16 protein-coding genes are annotated in these 16040 nt (G+C 69.3%); 15 read left to right on the forward strand and 1 reads right to left on the reverse strand.

Features of this window, described 5'->3' with window-relative positions; all coding sequences use genetic code 11:
- The first annotated feature begins 208 nt into the window (after positions 1-208).
- From EV648_RS28125 to EV648_RS28185, 13 genes are all read left to right on the forward strand, one after another.
- Positions 209-745 carry a hypothetical protein gene (locus EV648_RS28125; protein WP_132298068.1) on the forward strand — a complete coding sequence of 179 codons (537 nt, stop codon included), beginning with the start codon at positions 209-211 and terminating at the stop codon, positions 743-745.
- A 52-nt stretch (positions 746-797) separates the two neighbouring features.
- Positions 798-1532: a hypothetical protein gene (locus EV648_RS28130; RefSeq protein WP_132298070.1), complete on the forward strand. Its 735-nt coding sequence runs from the start codon at positions 798-800 to the stop codon at positions 1530-1532.
- The gene (locus tag EV648_RS28135; protein WP_132298072.1) at positions 1532-2365 is read left to right on the forward strand and encodes a hypothetical protein; all 834 of its coding nucleotides are present in this window, start codon (positions 1532-1534) and stop codon (positions 2363-2365) included. The genes EV648_RS28130 and EV648_RS28135 overlap by 1 nt, the downstream gene beginning before the upstream one ends.
- A complete protein-coding gene (locus EV648_RS28140; RefSeq protein ID WP_132298074.1) occupies positions 2362-3672 on the forward strand; it encodes a CpaF family protein in 1311 nt (436 codons plus the stop codon). The genes EV648_RS28135 and EV648_RS28140 overlap by 4 nt, the downstream gene beginning before the upstream one ends.
- Before the next feature lie 9 nt (positions 3673-3681).
- A complete protein-coding gene (locus EV648_RS28145; protein WP_132298076.1) occupies positions 3682-4587 on the forward strand; it encodes a type II secretion system F family protein in 906 nt (301 codons plus the stop codon).
- The gene (locus EV648_RS28150; RefSeq protein ID WP_132298078.1) at positions 4584-5504 is read left to right on the forward strand and encodes a type II secretion system F family protein; all 921 of its coding nucleotides are present in this window, start codon (positions 4584-4586) and stop codon (positions 5502-5504) included. Before EV648_RS28145 ends, EV648_RS28150 begins: the two co-directional genes overlap by 4 nt.
- Positions 5505-5615: 111 nt before the next feature.
- Positions 5616-5834 (forward strand): hypothetical protein, encoded by a 219-nt coding sequence (locus EV648_RS28155; protein ID WP_132298080.1) that lies wholly within the window; start codon positions 5616-5618, stop codon positions 5832-5834.
- 4 nt (positions 5835-5838) lie between these two features.
- Complete coding sequence (locus EV648_RS28160) at positions 5839-6345, forward strand: TadE/TadG family type IV pilus assembly protein (RefSeq protein ID WP_241995652.1); 507 nt, start codon at positions 5839-5841, stop codon at positions 6343-6345.
- Between the two features lie 7 nt (positions 6346-6352).
- The gene (locus EV648_RS28165; protein ID WP_132298082.1) at positions 6353-6832 is read left to right on the forward strand and encodes a TadE/TadG family type IV pilus assembly protein; all 480 of its coding nucleotides are present in this window, start codon (positions 6353-6355) and stop codon (positions 6830-6832) included.
- Positions 6816-7616 carry a TadE/TadG family type IV pilus assembly protein gene (locus EV648_RS28170; protein WP_199234866.1) on the forward strand — a complete coding sequence of 267 codons (801 nt, stop codon included), beginning with the start codon at positions 6816-6818 and terminating at the stop codon, positions 7614-7616. Before EV648_RS28165 ends, EV648_RS28170 begins: the two co-directional genes overlap by 17 nt.
- A gap of 38 nt (positions 7617-7654) precedes the next feature.
- Entirely contained in the window at positions 7655-8347 is a 693-nt protein-coding gene (locus EV648_RS28175; protein WP_241995654.1) for a hypothetical protein, read from the forward strand.
- 108 nt (positions 8348-8455) lie between these two features.
- Entirely contained in the window at positions 8456-9403 is a 948-nt protein-coding gene (locus EV648_RS28180) for a hypothetical protein (protein WP_132298084.1), read from the forward strand.
- A gap of 24 nt (positions 9404-9427) precedes the next feature.
- Positions 9428-12424 (forward strand): hypothetical protein, encoded by a 2997-nt coding sequence (locus EV648_RS28185; protein WP_132298086.1) that lies wholly within the window; start codon positions 9428-9430, stop codon positions 12422-12424.
- 73 nt (positions 12425-12497) lie between these two features.
- Here the strand turns inward: EV648_RS28185 and EV648_RS28190 are convergent, their stop codons facing one another.
- Positions 12498-13400 (reverse strand): neutral zinc metallopeptidase, encoded by a 903-nt coding sequence (locus EV648_RS28190; protein WP_132298088.1) that lies wholly within the window; start codon positions 13398-13400, stop codon positions 12498-12500.
- A gap of 108 nt (positions 13401-13508) precedes the next feature.
- Between EV648_RS28190 and abc-f the strand changes: the two genes are divergently transcribed.
- A complete protein-coding gene (gene abc-f / locus EV648_RS28195; RefSeq protein ID WP_132191217.1) occupies positions 13509-15107 on the forward strand; it encodes a ribosomal protection-like ABC-F family protein in 1599 nt (532 codons plus the stop codon).
- 64 nt (positions 15108-15171) lie between these two features.
- Positions 15172-15942 carry an enoyl-CoA hydratase/isomerase family protein gene (locus EV648_RS28200; RefSeq protein ID WP_241995655.1) on the forward strand — a complete coding sequence of 257 codons (771 nt, stop codon included), beginning with the start codon at positions 15172-15174 and terminating at the stop codon, positions 15940-15942.
- Positions 15943-16040 lie beyond the last annotated feature (98 nt).

A 16040-nucleotide genomic window follows, 5' to 3' on the forward strand; every position in this document is an offset into this window, starting at 1 on the left:
TCTCGATCCGGATTCGGTTGCTCATTGACATTTCATCCACCCGCAACCCGGCCGTCGCCGATTGTTGCCTACTGCACCGATCGGATGGACTCGTCGCGCACCCCGGGACCGGCCGTGTCAGGCTTGCTTCGCCCAGGGAGCAACGTCCTCGAAGAGGGTGATCCGGCCGCGGCCGGCAGACCCGGAAACAGAGTCAGTCGGTGGCCCGATGAACCAGCAGCTGTCCCCGTCCGAGTGGACCGTGTCCGAGGCGAGGAGCCTGACCGCCCAGTTGCGCCAGGTGGCGACCACGGCCGCGGAGTACGACGGCCTGGAGCTGTTCACCGCCCTCTGCGACTACCTGGACCAGTTGTACGGCGGGCCCGGGTTCGACGCCTTGCTGCCCGAACCGGACGAGGTGGCGATGGCCGGGTTGATCCAGGGGATCCGTGGTCGCGCCGCGACGGGATCAGTCGTGCTCGAGGACCACGGAGTACCGGTGGATCTTTCAACTACGGAAGGCGATCCGGCGTACGACACGTTGGTGCGGCTGGATCAGCCGGTGAACGCGGCGGTGACGCTGGCCCAGGGCCGGCGTCTCGCGGCGGAGCTGGGGGAGTCCGAGGGGTGGCAGCGCGAGCTCGGCCGGGCGCTCCAGGGGCTGTACACCTATCTAGACCAGTTGTATGGCGGATCGGGGGCCTTCACCGAGCTGCTGACCCCCGAGGAGCGGGTCCTGGTCGCCGGGCGGACACCGAAGCGATAACGGGTGGACCTGACGGCGCGGATGGCACCCCGTGGCCATTACGGTAGGGCCCGTGAGTTTCTCGTCCTCCACGCGCCCCTCGGCCGCCGGCGCCCGCGGTTCAGCCAAGGCCCCGGGCTCGAACCGACTTCCCGCCAGCCGTGAACGCCGCCCCGCGCTGGCCGCCCTCGCGGTCATCCTGATCCTGCTCGGCGCCGCCGGCTCGGCCTTGATCGCGTTGCGCAGCGGCGACCGGCAGGACTTCGTCGCGATCGACGCACAGAGCCTGCCGCCCGGTCACAAGATCACCAAGGGCGATCTGGCCCGCGGTGACCTGGCCGGCGCGACGGGCCAGCTGGTGCTGTGGTCCGACATCGACCAGGTCGTCGATCACTACACGACTTCCTGGCTCTACAAGGGGCAGTTCGTCACGCCGGAGAGCGTCACGAAGGACACGAAGCCACTGATCCCGGCGGCCGGCGCCCTCGTGGGTGTCAGCTTGGAGGCTGGACGGGCCCCGTCCGAACCGATCGCCCCGGGCGACATCGTGCAGGTGGTCCAGGTGCCGGCCGCGAACCAGGCCGGTGGTGTGTCCTCGGTGCTGGTCGCCGCGGCCGAGGTGACCAGCAGCGTGGGGGCGATCACCGACTCGAAGACGAGTGCGAACACCACGCTGAACGTGACGATCCTGGTGTCGACGACCAAGTCCAGGGCGGTGGCGGCGGCCGCCGCGGCGAAGACGCTGGTCCTCGTGAAGTTGTCCCCGGCAACGGAGCCGGACGTGCCCCGCACCGACGGAGCCGGTTGATGGCACTGGTCGCATTGGCGAGCGCGAAGGGCTCGCCCGGGGTGACGACTGCCAGTCTCGTGCTCGGCGCGCTCTGGCCGCGGCCGGTGCTGCTGGCCGAGTGCGACCCGGCCGGCAGCGACGTGGCGATCCGGATGACCGCGCCCGGTGGCCAGCCGCTGAACTCCGACCGCGGGCTGGTCAGCCTGGCCGCCGCGGGCCGCAAAGGTCTCGGCGACGACGTGATCATGGCGCACAGCCAGCAGCTCGACGGCGGCCTCGACGTGATGATCGGCGTCCGCTCGCCCGAGCAGATCGGTGGCATGGGAGGGCTCTGGGAGCCGCTCGGGATCTCGTTCAACCAGATGTTCAGCGCCGACGTGATCGCCGACTGCGGCCGGATCGGTCCCGCGTCGCCGCAGGTGCCCGTAGTACAGGCGGCCCGTCTGGTCGTGCTGGTCTGTACCGCGACCGGCTCGTCCGTCGCGCACCTGCGCGAGCGGTTGTCGTCGCTTGTCCACCACGTGGACGCGCAGCTCGGCGTGGTCGTGGTCGCGGACCCCAAGCGACGCGACGGTGTGAAGCAGGTGTGGTCGGTGCTCGACGCGATGTCCGTGCGCGTCCAGCACCGTTGGCATCTCGCCTACGACCCGGCCGGCGCCGCGTTCTTCGACGGCCGCGGCCAGGGCCGCCTGGACCGTACTCCATTGATCCGCACGGCTACCGACATCGCCGCGGAGATGGCGTCGCTCGTCGCGATGCCGACCCAGCACGACTTCGACATGGCCCAGGCCGCCTTCCCGCTCGGAGACACCCCGTACAGCCCGCAAGCGGACTGGGAGGGTGGTCAGTGATCACGGATCAGGAGCTGGTCCGCAAGCTCCGGGTACAGGTCGCCGAGCGGCTGAACGAGCAGCGCCGTCGCGACCAGGTGAACGGCGTACCGCCGATGAGCGCGGAGGACGAGCGGGAGTACGCCCGCTCCCTGATCGTCCAGGTGCTCGAGGATCACGCCCGGTACGAGCTGGCCGAGGGGCGCACGCCGCCCACTCCTGAGGACGACGCGCAGATCGCCGGCGCGATCCACTCCGCGTTGTTCGGCGTCGGCCGGTTGCAGCCGCTGATCGACGACCCCGAGGTCGAGAACATCGACATCAACGGGTGCGACCAGGTCTTCGTCCAGTACGGCGACGGCCGCGAGGAGCACCCCGGCCCGGTGGCCGACAACGACGAGGAACTGGTCGAGCTGATCCAGGTGCTCGCCGCACACGCGGGGCTGACCAGCCGCCCGTTCGACTCGGCCAACCCGCAGCTGGACCTCCGGCTGCCGGACGGCTCGCGTCTGTCCGCCGTCATGGGCGTCACCGCGCGGCCCGCGGTCTCGATCCGTCGCGCTCGGCTGGGCCGCGTCTTCCTGCAGGATCTGGTTGTCAACGGCACCATGTCCGCGGACATCGCCTCCTTCCTGCGGGCGGCGGTCGCGGCCCGCAAGAACGTGATGATCGCGGGCGCCACCAACTCCGGCAAGACGACGCTGCTGCGCGCGCTCGCGAACGAGATCCAGCCGCACGAGCGCCTGATCACGGTCGAGCGCTCGCTCGAGCTCGGCCTGGGGGAGTTCAAGGAGCTGCACCCGAACGTGGTCGCGTTCGAGGAGCGGCTGCCGAACTCCGAGGGCGTCGGCGAGGTCAGCATGGCCGATCTGGTCCGCCGCTCGCTGCGGATGAACCCGAGCCGGGTCATCGTCGGTGAGGTGCTCGGCGACGAGATCGTCACGATGCTGAACGCGATGAGCCAGGGCAACGACGGCTCGCTGTCGACGATCCACTCGAACAGCTCGATGGAGGTGTTCAACCGGATCAGCACCTACGCGATCCAGGCGTCGGAGCGGTTGCCGATGGAGGCGACCCAGATGCTGATCGCGGGCGCGCTGGACTTCGTCGTGTTCGTCCGCAAGCACAACGACTACCAGCACGGCGGCACCCTCAGCCGGTACATCGAGAGCATCCGCGAGGTGACCGGCTGGGACGGCCGGGTGCTGTCCGGCGAGGTGTTCGCCCCGGGAGCCGACGGCCGCGCCGCCGCGCACGCGCCGATCGCCTGCATGGACGAGCTCGAACACTTCGGCTACCAGCCGCTGGTGCACGGACGTTGGGCGTGAGGTGAGGCGATGAACGACCGGACCCTGATGGCGTTGCTGTGCGGAGCCGTGGTCGGTGGCGGACTGCTGCTCCTGGTCATCGCCATCCGCGGCACCGCGCCGAAGGAGGCGACGCCGTCGCTGTTCAAGCGCAGCAGCAGTGTGGAGAGCCGCAAGCAGTTGATCCGGCTGGGCACCGGTCTCGGTGTCGGCCTGATCGTGCTGGTGGTGACCCGCTGGCTCGTGCTGGCGGCCGCGCTCGGTCTGCTCGCCGCGCTGGCCGACCGCTTCTTCGGCGGCACCGGTGAGGAGCGCCGCGCGATCGAACGGCTGGAGGCACTGGCCACCTGGACCGAGGCGCTGCGCGACACCATCGCCGGCGCGGTCGGCCTCGAGCAGGCGATCCCCGCGACCGCCGTCAACGCCGCTCCGGCGATCAAGCCCGGCCTGAACCTGCTGGTCGACCGGCTGCGCATCCGCGAACCGTTGCCCTCGGCACTGATGCGCTTCGCGGACGACCTGGACGACCCCTCCGCGGACCTGATCGTCGCCGCCCTGGTGCTGAACGCCCGGCTGCGGGGACCCGGCCTGCGCGAGGTCCTCAGCGCCCTGGCCGACTCCGCCCGCGAAGAGCTCGACGTACGCCGGAAGGTCGCCGCCGAGCGCAGGTCGACCCGTCGCAGCGTCCAGGTCGTCGTGGCGATCACCCTGCTGGTGGCCGCCGCGCTGATCCTCTTCAACCCGACCTACGTCGCGCCGTACACGAGTTTCATCGGGCAGTTCGTGCTGTTCATCGTCATCGCCCTGTACGCCGTGGGGCTGGTCTGGCTGCGCAAGCTCGCGAAGATCGAGGTCCCGGACCGGTTCCTGATCCGCAGCAACGACAAGCGGGCCGCCCGGGCCGGCGACGACCGGATGGAGGTGGTGGGCGGATGACCTGGGCATTCATCGCAGGTGGCCTGGTCGGACTGGGTGTGTACGTGCTGGTCCGGATGTTCATCAGGCCCTCGGCCAACGTGCTGTCGACGATCGCGCGGATCGACGCGGGTCGCTCCGGCTACACCAGCAGGGCCACCGCGAGCGCCGCGGGCGAGCGGGTACTGGGCGGCGTCGACCGCGCCCGGGAGACGCTCGGCCGGCGGTTCGAGGCGGAGGCCAACGCGCGCGGCTGGGCCTTCGGGCGCTTGCGCCGCGACCTCGCGGTGATGAACCAGCCGTTCGCGGCGATGCTCGCGACCAAGGTGTTCTTCGCCCTGGGCGCGCTGGTCTTCATCCCGTTCGTGCTGTTCCTGTTCGCGTTCATCGGCTTCCCCGCGCCGGGCGCGACGCCGGCGATCGTGACACTGGCCGCGATGGCCTTCGCGTTCTTCCTGCCCGACCTGGCCTTGCGGCAGGAGGCGGAGGCGCGGCGGCGCGACTTCCGGCACGTGGTCGGCAGCTTCCTGGACCTGGTCGCGATGAACCTGGCCGGCGGCCGCGGTCTGCCCGAGGCGCTGATGACGGCCTCTACGATCGGCGACCACTGGGCGATGGCCCGGATCCGGCAGGCGCTGGCCAACGCGCGGCTGATCGGCATCACGCCGTGGGACGCGATGGCGCGGCTGGGGGAGGACCTCGGCGTCGACGAACTGCGTGACCTCGCCTCGGCGCTGGCGCTGGCCGGTGACGAGGGTGCGAAGATCCGCGCGTCGCTGCTCGCGCGAGCGGCCTCGCTGCGGCGCAAGGAGCTCGCCGACGTGGAAGGCAAGGCAGGGGAACGTTCCCAATCCATGCTGGTCGCCCAGCTGGTCATGTGTGCTGCGTTCATGCTCTTCCTCGGTTACCCTGCGGGCGCGGCGATCCTGAGCAGCTAGCGTTTGCGGGCCGTCGGGAAACAAGGGATCCATCAAGTATTTCTGTCCGTCGTACCGGGCATACTGAGCCTGAATCGGGCTCAGTGACCGAAGACTGGGAAGGCAAACCGGATGAACGTGGAAACGCAGTTCGTGCGCGCGATGGTCGGCTACGCGCTGGCGCGGGCCCACAACCAGCGGGCCAAGGCGCGCGGCGGCCGCAACGAGCTCGGTGCCTCCGCGCTGGAGTGGGCCATCATCTCGGCCATTCTCGTCGCCGCCGCACTGGCGATCGGCCTGGTGGTCCGGGGCGTGATCGACAAGCGCACGGGCGAGATCCAGAACGGCTGATTCGTTGTCGCAGCGACGCCCACCGCAGCGACGTACCGCGCAGGGGAACCCGTCACGACGGAGACCTGCGCAGCAGCGGCCTTCGCGGCAAGGGTTCTGGCTGCGGAAGCGGTCGGAGCGGGGGGCCACCTCGCTCGAGCTGGCGATCCTCGCGCCGTCGATCCTGGCGCTGATCTTCATCTCGATCCAGACCGCGCTGTGGCTGTACGGACGGTCGGTGGCGTTGAACGCCGCGCAGGAAGGCGTCTCGCGACTGAGGCTCGTCCAGCCGCCGCTGTACACCACGGCGATCGGTGAAGGGGTCCGGGCCGACATCGAGGCGTACGCGCAGCAGCTCGGCGGCAACAGCCTCGGCAACGCGAAGGTGGCGATGCCGGCCTACAACAACCCTGAAGGCATGGTGTCGTTCACCGTCACCGGCGACACCGTCTCGCTGGTCCCGGGCCTGAAGCTGACAGTGAGCCGGACCGCCACGGGCCCGATCGAAGAATTCGAAGCCGACGACAAATGAGTGAGGCATGACCATCCTGGGGAAGCGCTACTCGCGCGCCGAGCGCGGTCCGCGGCTTCGCCGTGTCCGTGGGGAGCGGGGGACGATGGCGTTGGAGATGGTGATTCTCGCGCCCATCCTGCTGATCCTGTTCATGTTCCTGCTGGCGTGTGGGCGCTACTTCCAGACCTCATCGCTGCTGGAGAACGCGGCCCGCGACGGCGCCCGGTCCGCCAGCCAGACCCGTTCGCTCGCCGCCGCGCAAGGCCAGGTGGACGAGGCGGTCACGCGCACGATGGACCAGGCGGTGAAGTCCTGCAAGGACAGCGCCGGCGGCACCATCACCACCGCCTTCGCCGCGGGGTCGCCGCTCTCCGTCGAGGTCACCTGCACGATCAACTACCGCGACCTCGGGCTGCTCGGTATTGGTGGCGACACCACGATCACCAAGAAGTTCAGCTCGTCGGTCGACCCGTATCGGGGGGTGCGCGATGGCAGCCAACCCTGACCCCCGCCGGGGACTGCTAGGCCGGGTCCGGGAGTTCGTCCGGGTGGATGCTCCCGGCAACCATCGCGGCGCGCTCAGTCCCGCCGTCGCGATCCTCGCGGTGATGATCTTCACCCTGGCCGGCCTCGTGATCGACGGCGGCCGCCAACTCGGCGCCAAGTCCCGCGCGGTCGGCTACGCCCAGGAGGCCGCCCGCGTCGGGGCCGCCACGATCCAACTCAACTCCGACGAGGCCAAGATCGACGTCGCCAAGGCCGGTACGGCGATCGCCGCGTTCTGCGCCCAGGTGAGCTCCAACGACCCCGCGGTCACCAAGTGCGCCGCCACCAAGGTGACCGACGAACTGGTCGACATCTCGGTGGAGATCAACAACAAGACCACCTTCCTCGGCATGGTCGGCAAGCCGAGCCTGCTGGCGAAGGGCACCGGCCAGGCGCATGCGGAGCAAGGGGTGAAGAAGGCGGACGACAGCCCGAAGATCCCGCCGATCGTCGTCGGCACCACCAACGACCTCCCCGGCGTTCCCGTGACGGACACCGCCGTCCCGCCGACGCTCGACATCCCGTGCCCCGAATGGACGATCGGCTCGCCCACCCCGGTCTGGACGATCTCGTTCCCCCTCCCGCCAACCTGCACCCCGAGCATCACCCCGAGCCCGGACCCCACGGACACCACTCCGGGGACCCCAGGGACGCCGGGCACCCCGGACACGCCGTCGACCGGCGGCGGCGCACCGAGTGGCGCGGGCCTGCCGAAGAACTCCGTCCCACCGGGTCTGGGCTGATGCGCCCGTTCCCGTCGCACTCAGAAGGAGCAGCACTCGTGCGAGACCCAGGCTCTCTCGGCCGAAGCGCCCGTGGCGCCCGCGCCCGTCGCCGCGGCGTACAGGCGTCGGCTGTTGTCGTCGCTGCGGCGATCCTCCTGACAGCCTGCGGCGGACCTGAACAGAACAAGGGCGGGTTGCCTGTCGGCGTTGACGATGGCGGCTCCGCGAGCCCGTCCGGCGCACCGACGGCAACCACGTCGGCGACCACCGCAGTACCGACCGAGCCGACCACGACGGCGGTTCCGCGGAGGGCGGCGCAGGTGACCGTGGTTCCGGGGAACTTCGGCGACAACCCTGCCGTCCAAGGCCTCGTGAAAAACTACCCGGTCTACTTCAGCGCGCTGGTCGCCCGGGACTCGAACATCATCAAGGACTCGTTCCCGGCGTTCTTCTACGCCGACACGTCGCTGGGGATCAACGAGGCCAAGGCGAACGGCTGGGTGATGAAGCCACCCGGCAGCGTCGTTGTCGTCGGCATCCAACAGCAGCCGTACGGCGTGACGCGGGTGAAGACCTGCCGCTCGCAGAGTACGCAGTACTGGAACCCGAAGGCGAAGGCGTGGACCCTCGTCACGCCGAAGGGGTCGCCCCAGGCCCTGGACATGATCGAGACCGGGCTGGGCTGGACGATGTACCGGGTGGCCCCGACGGGCAAGATCAACTGCTCGAGGGTGCGATATCCGGCCTAGGTCAGAACACGAATCGTGATTCAAAGGGAGTGGTCAGGGCACCATTTGGCGGGCATGATGCCCCTGGTCGAAGGTAACCTGCGGGTACGACGAGACTACGGAGTGAGGATGCGCAACCGGGTAGGTCGTGGGCTGATCGCGCTCAGTGCTGTGTTCGCGCTGCTGATGGCAGTGCCCGCCTCGACCGCGATGGCCGCGGATGGTGAGACCACGCAGGTCGGCAATCGTTCTTGCAGCATGTACGTCAACTCGACCGGCTTCGGGGCGTACTGCAGCTCCGGACACGAGTACGCCGGTACCGGCGTACCCATCCCGACCTGGCGTCAGCGCCTCAACGGCAACATCTTCATCCCGTGCCGGGACTTCCCGGTCCCGGCCGGTATCGAGCTGCCGGCGCCGCCCGAAGGCAAGACCTGGGTGTTGCGCCTGACCCTGGTCGACTACAACCTGAACCGGAACGACGGCGGCAACAAGGTGCACGTCGAGCAGACGATCGTGCCTGTCTCCGAAGCCGAGCAGGAGCAGTGCCCGAACAAGGGCTACATGGACGTGTTCTGGCGGCATTTCAACAACACCTACCCGGCGCCGGCTCTCCAGGTGAAGCCGACCTACACGCCGCGGGTGAACGTGCCGGCGTACTTCTCCCTCACGCGCGACAGCTCGTTCATGCAGAGGAACGAGATCGGCAACAATCCGTACAGCGCCTACTGGTACGGCAACCGCAACCTGACGATGCGGGCGATGGTCAGCAGGATGACGGTGGATCCCGGGGACGGTACGCCGCCGTTCACCTGCCTGATGGGCACCGGACGGGCCGACGCCGACTACGACGGCTACGACGAGACAGCTGATCCGTTCCACCAGCTGAGCACGTGCAAGCACAAGTACACGCGGTCGAGTGCGAACCAGCCCGACGGCATGTACACGGTGAAGCTCACCATCACGTGGGAGGTCTCCTACTGGGTGGGTCCGCCGCGCTGGCAGACCCTCGGTGAGGCCGACGTCCACGCGGTGCAGCGGCTGCCAGTGCAGGAAGTGCAGGCTATCGGTGGGTAAGGGTGGGGCGATGGAGGGACGACGATGGTGAAGACCAGTGATCCGCTGCGGTCCGCGCGGTTGCCGCAGCGGAAGGGCGGTGGCGCGGCCGACCGGCTCAAGGGTTTCGTGTCGCTGCTGGCGATCTTCGCGATCGTCGGCGGGGTGCCGTATGTCCTGCTCAACTTCTTCGGCACGCCGTGGCCGGACCAGATGCCGACCCGCGACGTGCTGTTCAGCGAGCTCAGCATCGAGACCGTGCTCGGCATCATCGGTTTCTTCATCTGGGTCGCCTGGCTGCACTTCGTCATCTGCCTGATCGCCGAGGCGGTCGCGGAGGCCCGCGGCCACGGGTTGTCGCCACGCATCCCGCTCGGCGGTGGTTCGCAGACACTGGCTCGCCGGCTCGTCTCCGGTGTCGTCCTGATCGCGGGTGCCGCGAGTGTCACGCTCCCGGTCGCGAACGCGGTCACCACCAGCGTCGCCACGCCGACCTCGGTGAGTGTGGCCCAGGGCAACGACAACAGCTCCCGCGACACGTTCCTCCAGACCGAGCCGCGGAGCAAGGTCGTCATCGGGGGCAGCACGACCACCACGCACACCGGCGTACGGACCAACAACGACCAGGCCGGTCAGGTGGTCAAGTACACCGAGGTGCGGCCGCCGCACGGGCGGAACTACGACTGCCTGTGGGACATCGCCGAGCGGTACCTGGGCGAGGGGCGTCGGTACAAGGAGATCTACGACCTCAACAAGAACAAGCTGCAGCCGGACGGCCGCCGGCTGACCAACCCCGACCTGATCATGCCGGGTTGGCAGGTCCGCCTGCCTGCTGACGCCAAGGGGCCGGGGGTGCACACGGTCCGCGTCGCGATCGACCCGGGCACCACGAAGACCTCTCCCACGACGACGAAGTCCTCGGCGACGCCCAAGGCCCTCCCGAAGGCGACCGAGAACCGGACCGCGGAGCAGGGCGGCGGCACCGAGGAGGGCAGCCGCTGGTTCGAGGAGCAGGGCGTCGAGAAGCCGTCGTCGATCGCTATCGGCAGTGCCGCGAACGACCCGACCGCCAAGCACGCCAAGCCGGGCGACCCGGGCGTGGACTCGGTCGCCCCGCACAACCCCGGTACTACGGAGTCGCAGCCGGGTGATCCCGCCGCGGGCGGCACCAAGGTGCCCGAGGTTCTTCCGGTCTCGGCCGACGGCGGAATCAACGTGACAGAGGCCGGGATCTACGGCTTCGGCGCCACTCTGCTGGCTGCGGGACTCGCGCTGGCGCTGAAGCGGCGTCGCGGCTGGGCCCAGGGTCCTGGTCCGAAGGCGGCCGGTCATCGCCAGACCGAGGTCGGCCTGCGCCTCGCGGCAGACGTACCGACGGCTGAGTTCGTCGACAACGCGCTGCGGCAGCTCGGAGCGATCATGGTCGAGCAGGATCGCTCGATGCCGACGGTCGTCGCCGCGCTGGTGAGCGACCGGGCCCTGACGCTCGTGCTGGAGCCGGGGGAGTCGCACGCTCCGCCGCCACCGCCGTGGCAGGTGATCGCCGGCGGCAGCCGCTGGGTCCTTCGCCGGGCCTATGCCCCGGAGGGCGAGGTCAACGCGCCCGCGCCGTACCCGACGCTCGTCACGCTCGGGCAGAACGCGGACGGTGCGACGGTGCTCGTCGACCTGGACACCGCGGACGGCATCGTCAGCTTCGGTGGCGTCACCAACGCCTCGCGGGACGTCGTCGGCTCGCTGGCCGTCGAGCTCGCCACGAACCTGTGGTCCGAAGGCGCTCACGTCAGCATGGTGGGTTTCGGCGACGACCTGTCCTCGCTGGCGCCGAGCCGGCTGAGCTACTGGGTGAAGCTCGAAGACGCCCTGCACGAGGTGACCCGGCGTACGGACGCGCAGGTGCAGGCCTGTGGCCGGCGCGACGCCGACTCGGTCGCCGAGGCCCGGATGGTGTTCCCGGACCCGATGCTGTGGGGTGCGGAGATCATCTTCGTGTCGGCCCCGCCGTCGCAGGAGGAGGAAGAGCGGCTCGCCCGGCTGGCCTCCGACCCGAAGCGTTGCGTCGCGGTGGTCGTCGTCGGCGACGTGATGAGCTCGCCGTGGCGCTTCGTAGTGGACGAGAAGAACCAGGCGGTCTGCCGGCTGCTCGGTCTCGAGGTCGAGGCCCACAGCATCAACCCGGCCCAGTTCGCCGACCTGATCGGGCTGTTCGAGCTGGCCGAGACGGAGGCGTTGGACAAGCGCCGGGCGGAGCAGGACATGCCGGCGTACGAGTTCTCGTCGATGGACCTCAGCCAGCCGGCGCCGGTCGAGGTCGATCTGCTCGGCCCGGTCGAGGTCGACGCGCGCGGCGCGATCGACGACGGCCGGATCTCGCTGTCGACCGAGATCGTCGCGTTCCTGGCCGGCCAGGACTACGGCGTCCACCCGAACGTGCTGGCCGGGGCGATCTGGCCGCGCGGCATCAGCGAGGAACTGCGCAACGCGGCGCTGGAGCACACCCGCAACTGGGTCGGCGTGGACGCGATGTACTCCGACGAGTCCGGCCGGTGGATGCTGAACCGCAGCATCGTCCGGGTCGACTGGGACGTGTTCCGCACGCTGGCCAAGCAGGCGTCGATGATGGACGACCCACGTGGTCCGCTGTCGACGGCGCTGAGCCTGGTGCACGGCCAGTCCTGGTCCAACCTGCCGGCCGGGCGCTACTCCTGGCTCGCTGCCTCCGGGATCGAGCGGAAGATGGCCGAGGCGGTCGTGGACGCGTCGCTGCGGCTGGCGGAGGCGAGCCTGCGCCACAACGACGGCAACATGGCCCGTACGGCGCTGCAGACCGGGCTGAGCTTCTCCCCGGCCTCTGAGGACCTGTGGCGGGCCACCCTACGACTGGCTGCCCACTTCGGCGTCGCCACTGACGTCACTAACGTGGCGGCCCAGATGTACGCAGCCCTCACCAAGCACGGCGGCCCCCGCGGCCCCGAGGCGGAGACCGACGCCCTCGTCGACGAACTCCTCCCCGGCTACCACCGCCCAGCCGCCGTAGCCTGACCCACACCACGAAGCGCCCGGGGATGCATCTCCCGGGCGCTTCGCCGTCAGTACAGGTCGACTCTCAGTAATCTCAGAGGGTTCTGGCTGACCAGGTGTCGCAGCTGGTCATGTCGCCTGAGTCGAGGCCGGTCTTGAACCACCTCATGCGCTGCTCGGCGGTGCCGTGGCTGAAGCTCTCGGGGTTCACCTGCCCCTGCGTCTTCTCCTGGATCCGGTCGTCACCGACCGCCGCCGCCGCGTCGAGACCGCGGCTGATGTCGTCCTCGGTCAGACCGGTGATGAAGGTCTTGCCGCTCTTGTCCGGGACCGTCGTGGCGTGGTTGGTCCAGATGCCGGCCAGGCAGTCGGCCTGTAGCTCTGACCGCACCGAGTCGGAGGTAGGGCCTTCACGGCTCTTGATCCGGCCGAGGATGCCGTACAGGTTCTGGATGTGGTGCCCGTACTCGTGCGCCACGACGTACGCTTCCGCGAAGTCGCCGCCCTTGGCGCCCAGGTCGGTCTGCAGCGTCTCGAAGAAGCCCAACTCCAGATAGACGCGCTTGTCCGGTGGGCAGTAGAACGGCCCGACCGCGGCGGTCGCGGGGCCGCAACCGGTGTTGACCGAGTTGCTGAAGACGCGCATGGGCGCCCGGGTGTACTTCTTGCCGCGTCGAGGCAGTTCGGCGGCCCAGAAGCTCTCGATCGAGTTCTGGTAGAAGACGAACCGGCAGTCCTTGTTCGCGGCGAGGTCCTTGCCGGTCTCGCAGGAGCTCAGGTTGCCCGGGGCCGTGTTCTGAGCGGCCGGCTCGTCGCTGCCGCCTCCGCCCGGCAGGCCGCCGTTCAGCAGCAGGATGACCACCAGCAGGATGATGCCGCCGATGCCGCCGCCCACCGGGATCATCCCGCCGGGGAGCAGTCCACCGCCGCCGCCACCGCTGCCACGGGTGTCCTCGACACCGCTGGTGTCCAAGTCGGCGTCTGGGTTGAATTTCACAGCACATACACTAGACCGCGGTGCGGGTACAGGCCGTCTTGTGACGTGGCGTCGCCGACCCGCCTTTTTTGTTGCTCGACCCGCCGACCCTGAGGACCCTGCTCCGCCATGATCACTGTCTCCAACCTCGAGGTACGCGTCGGTGCCAGGCAACTGCTCGCGCCCGCATCCTTCCGGGTCGGTCCCGGGGACAAGGTCGGTCTGGTGGGCCGGAACGGCGCCGGCAAGACGACCCTGACCAAGATCCTGGCCGGTGAAGGGCTGCCCGCGTCCGGCTCGGTCACCTCGTCGGGCGAGATCGGCTACCTCCCGCAGGACCCCCGCACCGGCGACCTCGAAATGCTGGCCCGGGACCGGATCCTGGCCGCCCGGGGCCTGGACGAGGTGGTCCGGCGGATGCGCAACGCCGAGAAGTCGATGGCCAGTGCTGACGAGAAGACCCGCGAGAAGGGCATGCGCCGGTACGAGCGGGCCGAATCGGATCTGCACGCCGCCGGTGGCTACGCGGCCGAGTCCGAGGCGGCCCGGATCGCGGCCAACCTCGGCCTGCCCGATCGGGTGCTGGGGCAACCACTGGGCACCCTGTCCGGTGGTCAGCGGCGCCGGGTCGAGCTGGCCCGGATCCTGTTCGCGCAGGCGGAGACGCTGCTGCTGGACGAGCCGACCAACCACCTGGACGCCGACTCGATCGTCTGGCTGCGGGACTTCCTCAAGGGCTATCCCGGTGGCGTGATCATGATCAGCCACGACGTGAGCCTGCTGGAGGAGACCGTCACCCGGGTCTTCCACCTGGACGCGAACCGGGCCGAGATCGACGTGTACAACGTCGGCTGGAAGGCGTACCTGACGCAGCGCGAGACCGACGAGCGGCGCCGCAAGCGCGAGCGCGCGAACGCGGAGAAGAAGGCGTCGCAACTGGTCGACCAGGCGAACAAGATGCGCGCCAAGGCGACCAAGGCGACCGCCGCCCAGCAGATGCTGAAGCGCGCCGAGAAGCTGATGGCGTCCCTCGAGGACGAGCGTGCCTCGGATCGCGTGGCGAAGATCGCGTTCCCGACGCCTGCGCCTTGTGGCAAGACGCCGCTGATGGCCAAGGAGCTGTCGAAGTCCTATGGCTCGCTGGAGATCTTCACCGACGTGGACCTGGCGATCGACCGCGGCTCGCGGGTGGTGGTACTGGGCCTGAACGGTGCCGGCAAGACCACGCTGCTGCGGGTGTTGTCGGGGATCGAGAAGTCGGACACCGGCGAGGTGATCGACGGGCACGGGCTCAAGCTCGGGTACTACGCGCAGGAGCACGAGACGCTCGACGTGAACCGGACCGTGCTGGAGAACATGAAGACGGCCGCTCCGGACCTGAACGAGACCCAGGCCCGGTCGGTGCTCGGGTCGTTCCTGTTCACCGGGGACGACGCGGACAAGCCGGCCCGGGTGCTCTCCGGTGGCGAGAAGACGCGGCTCGCGCTGGCGACGCTGGTCGTCTCCGCCGCGAACGTGTTGCTCCTTGACGAGCCGACCAACAACCTGGACCCCGCTTCCCGCACCGAGGTGCTGAACGCGATCCGCTCGTACGCCGGTGCGATCGTGCTGGTGACCCACGACGAGGGCGCGGTGGAGGCGCTGGAACCCGAGCGGGTGCTGCTGCTCCCGGACGGTGTCGAGGACCTGTGGACCAACGACTACGCCGACCTCGTCTCGCTCGCCTGAGGGCTTTTCCACAGGTGACGATGGCCGCACGGAAAGTGGTGGCCGGTCGCGTATGTTCACTGGCATGACGGATCTTGGACTGCGGTTGACGGTGGACGGGCCGGTGGCCCGGGTGGTGCTGGACCGGCCGGAGGTGCGCAACGCGCAGACTCCCGCGATGTGGCGAGCGCTGGCCGACTTCGGTACGGCGTTGCCTGCCGAGGTGCGGGTGGTCGTGGTGTCGGGGGAGGGGCCCTCGTTCTCCGCCGGCCTGGATCGCAAGCTGATCATGGGCGAGCCGGTGGACGGTGAGGAGCCGCTGCTCACCTTGGGCGCGAAGCCCGCGCCGGAGGTACACGAGACCATCGCGGGGTTCCAGGCCGGGTTCTCCTGGCTCCGGCGGCCGGAGATCGTGAGCATCGCGGCCGTCCAGGGACACGCTGTGGGAGCCGGGTTCCAGTTGGCGTTGGCGTGCGACCTGCGGGTGGTCACGCCGGACGCGAAGTTCAGCATGCGGGAGCCCGCGCTGGGGCTGGTGCCGGACCTGGGTGGGACGCAGCCGCTGGTGCAACTCGTGGGGTACTCACGAGCGTTGGAGATCTGCGCGACGTCGCGTTGGGTCGAGGCGGACGAGGCACTGCAGTTGGGGTTGGCCAACATCGTGGTGCCGGCCGAGGAGTTGGCGGACACGGTGAAGGACCTGTCCGAGGCTCTGCTCACGCCGTTGGCGGGCGCTGTCCGGGAGACGAAGGCGCTGCTGCTCGGGGCGGCGGACCGCTCTTACGAGGAGCAGTTGAAGGCCGAGCGGGAGGCTCAGACACGGCGGCTGAGCGAACTGCTGGCGGCCTTCGGGTAGGCCATCTTCAGACCTTTTGTAAGCCTCCTGGACCGCGGTCCGGCCGGCTTTGTCGAGGGGTGGCGGGAAGAAATGGCTGACCTCAAGTGTTGTCAAGG

Source organism: Kribbella sp. VKM Ac-2568 (genome assembly GCF_004345365.1).
Taxonomy (GTDB): Bacteria; Actinomycetota; Actinomycetes; order Propionibacteriales; family Kribbellaceae; genus Kribbella; species Kribbella orskensis.

Coding starts and splice junctions, on each gene's coding strand:
- EV648_RS28125 (WP_132298068.1), top strand. CDS start 209: ATGAACCAGCAGCTGTCCCCGTCCGAGTGGACCGTGTCCGAGGCGAGG.
- EV648_RS28135 (WP_132298072.1), top strand. CDS start 1,532: ATGGCACTGGTCGCATTGGCGAGCGCGAAGGGCTCGCCCGGGGTGACG.
- EV648_RS28145 (WP_132298076.1), top strand. CDS start 3,682: ATGAACGACCGGACCCTGATGGCGTTGCTGTGCGGAGCCGTGGTCGGT.
- EV648_RS28150 (WP_132298078.1), top strand. CDS start 4,584: ATGACCTGGGCATTCATCGCAGGTGGCCTGGTCGGACTGGGTGTGTAC.
- EV648_RS28155 (WP_132298080.1), top strand. CDS start 5,616: ATGAACGTGGAAACGCAGTTCGTGCGCGCGATGGTCGGCTACGCGCTG.
- EV648_RS28165 (WP_132298082.1), top strand. CDS start 6,353: ATGACCATCCTGGGGAAGCGCTACTCGCGCGCCGAGCGCGGTCCGCGG.
- EV648_RS28170 (WP_199234866.1), top strand. CDS start 6,816: ATGGCAGCCAACCCTGACCCCCGCCGGGGACTGCTAGGCCGGGTCCGG.
- EV648_RS28180 (WP_132298084.1), top strand. CDS start 8,456: ATGCGCAACCGGGTAGGTCGTGGGCTGATCGCGCTCAGTGCTGTGTTC.
- EV648_RS28185 (WP_132298086.1), top strand. CDS start 9,428: ATGGTGAAGACCAGTGATCCGCTGCGGTCCGCGCGGTTGCCGCAGCGG.
- abc-f (WP_132191217.1), top strand. CDS start 13,509: ATGATCACTGTCTCCAACCTCGAGGTACGCGTCGGTGCCAGGCAACTG.
- EV648_RS28200 (WP_241995655.1), top strand. CDS start 15,172: ATGACGGATCTTGGACTGCGGTTGACGGTGGACGGGCCGGTGGCCCGG.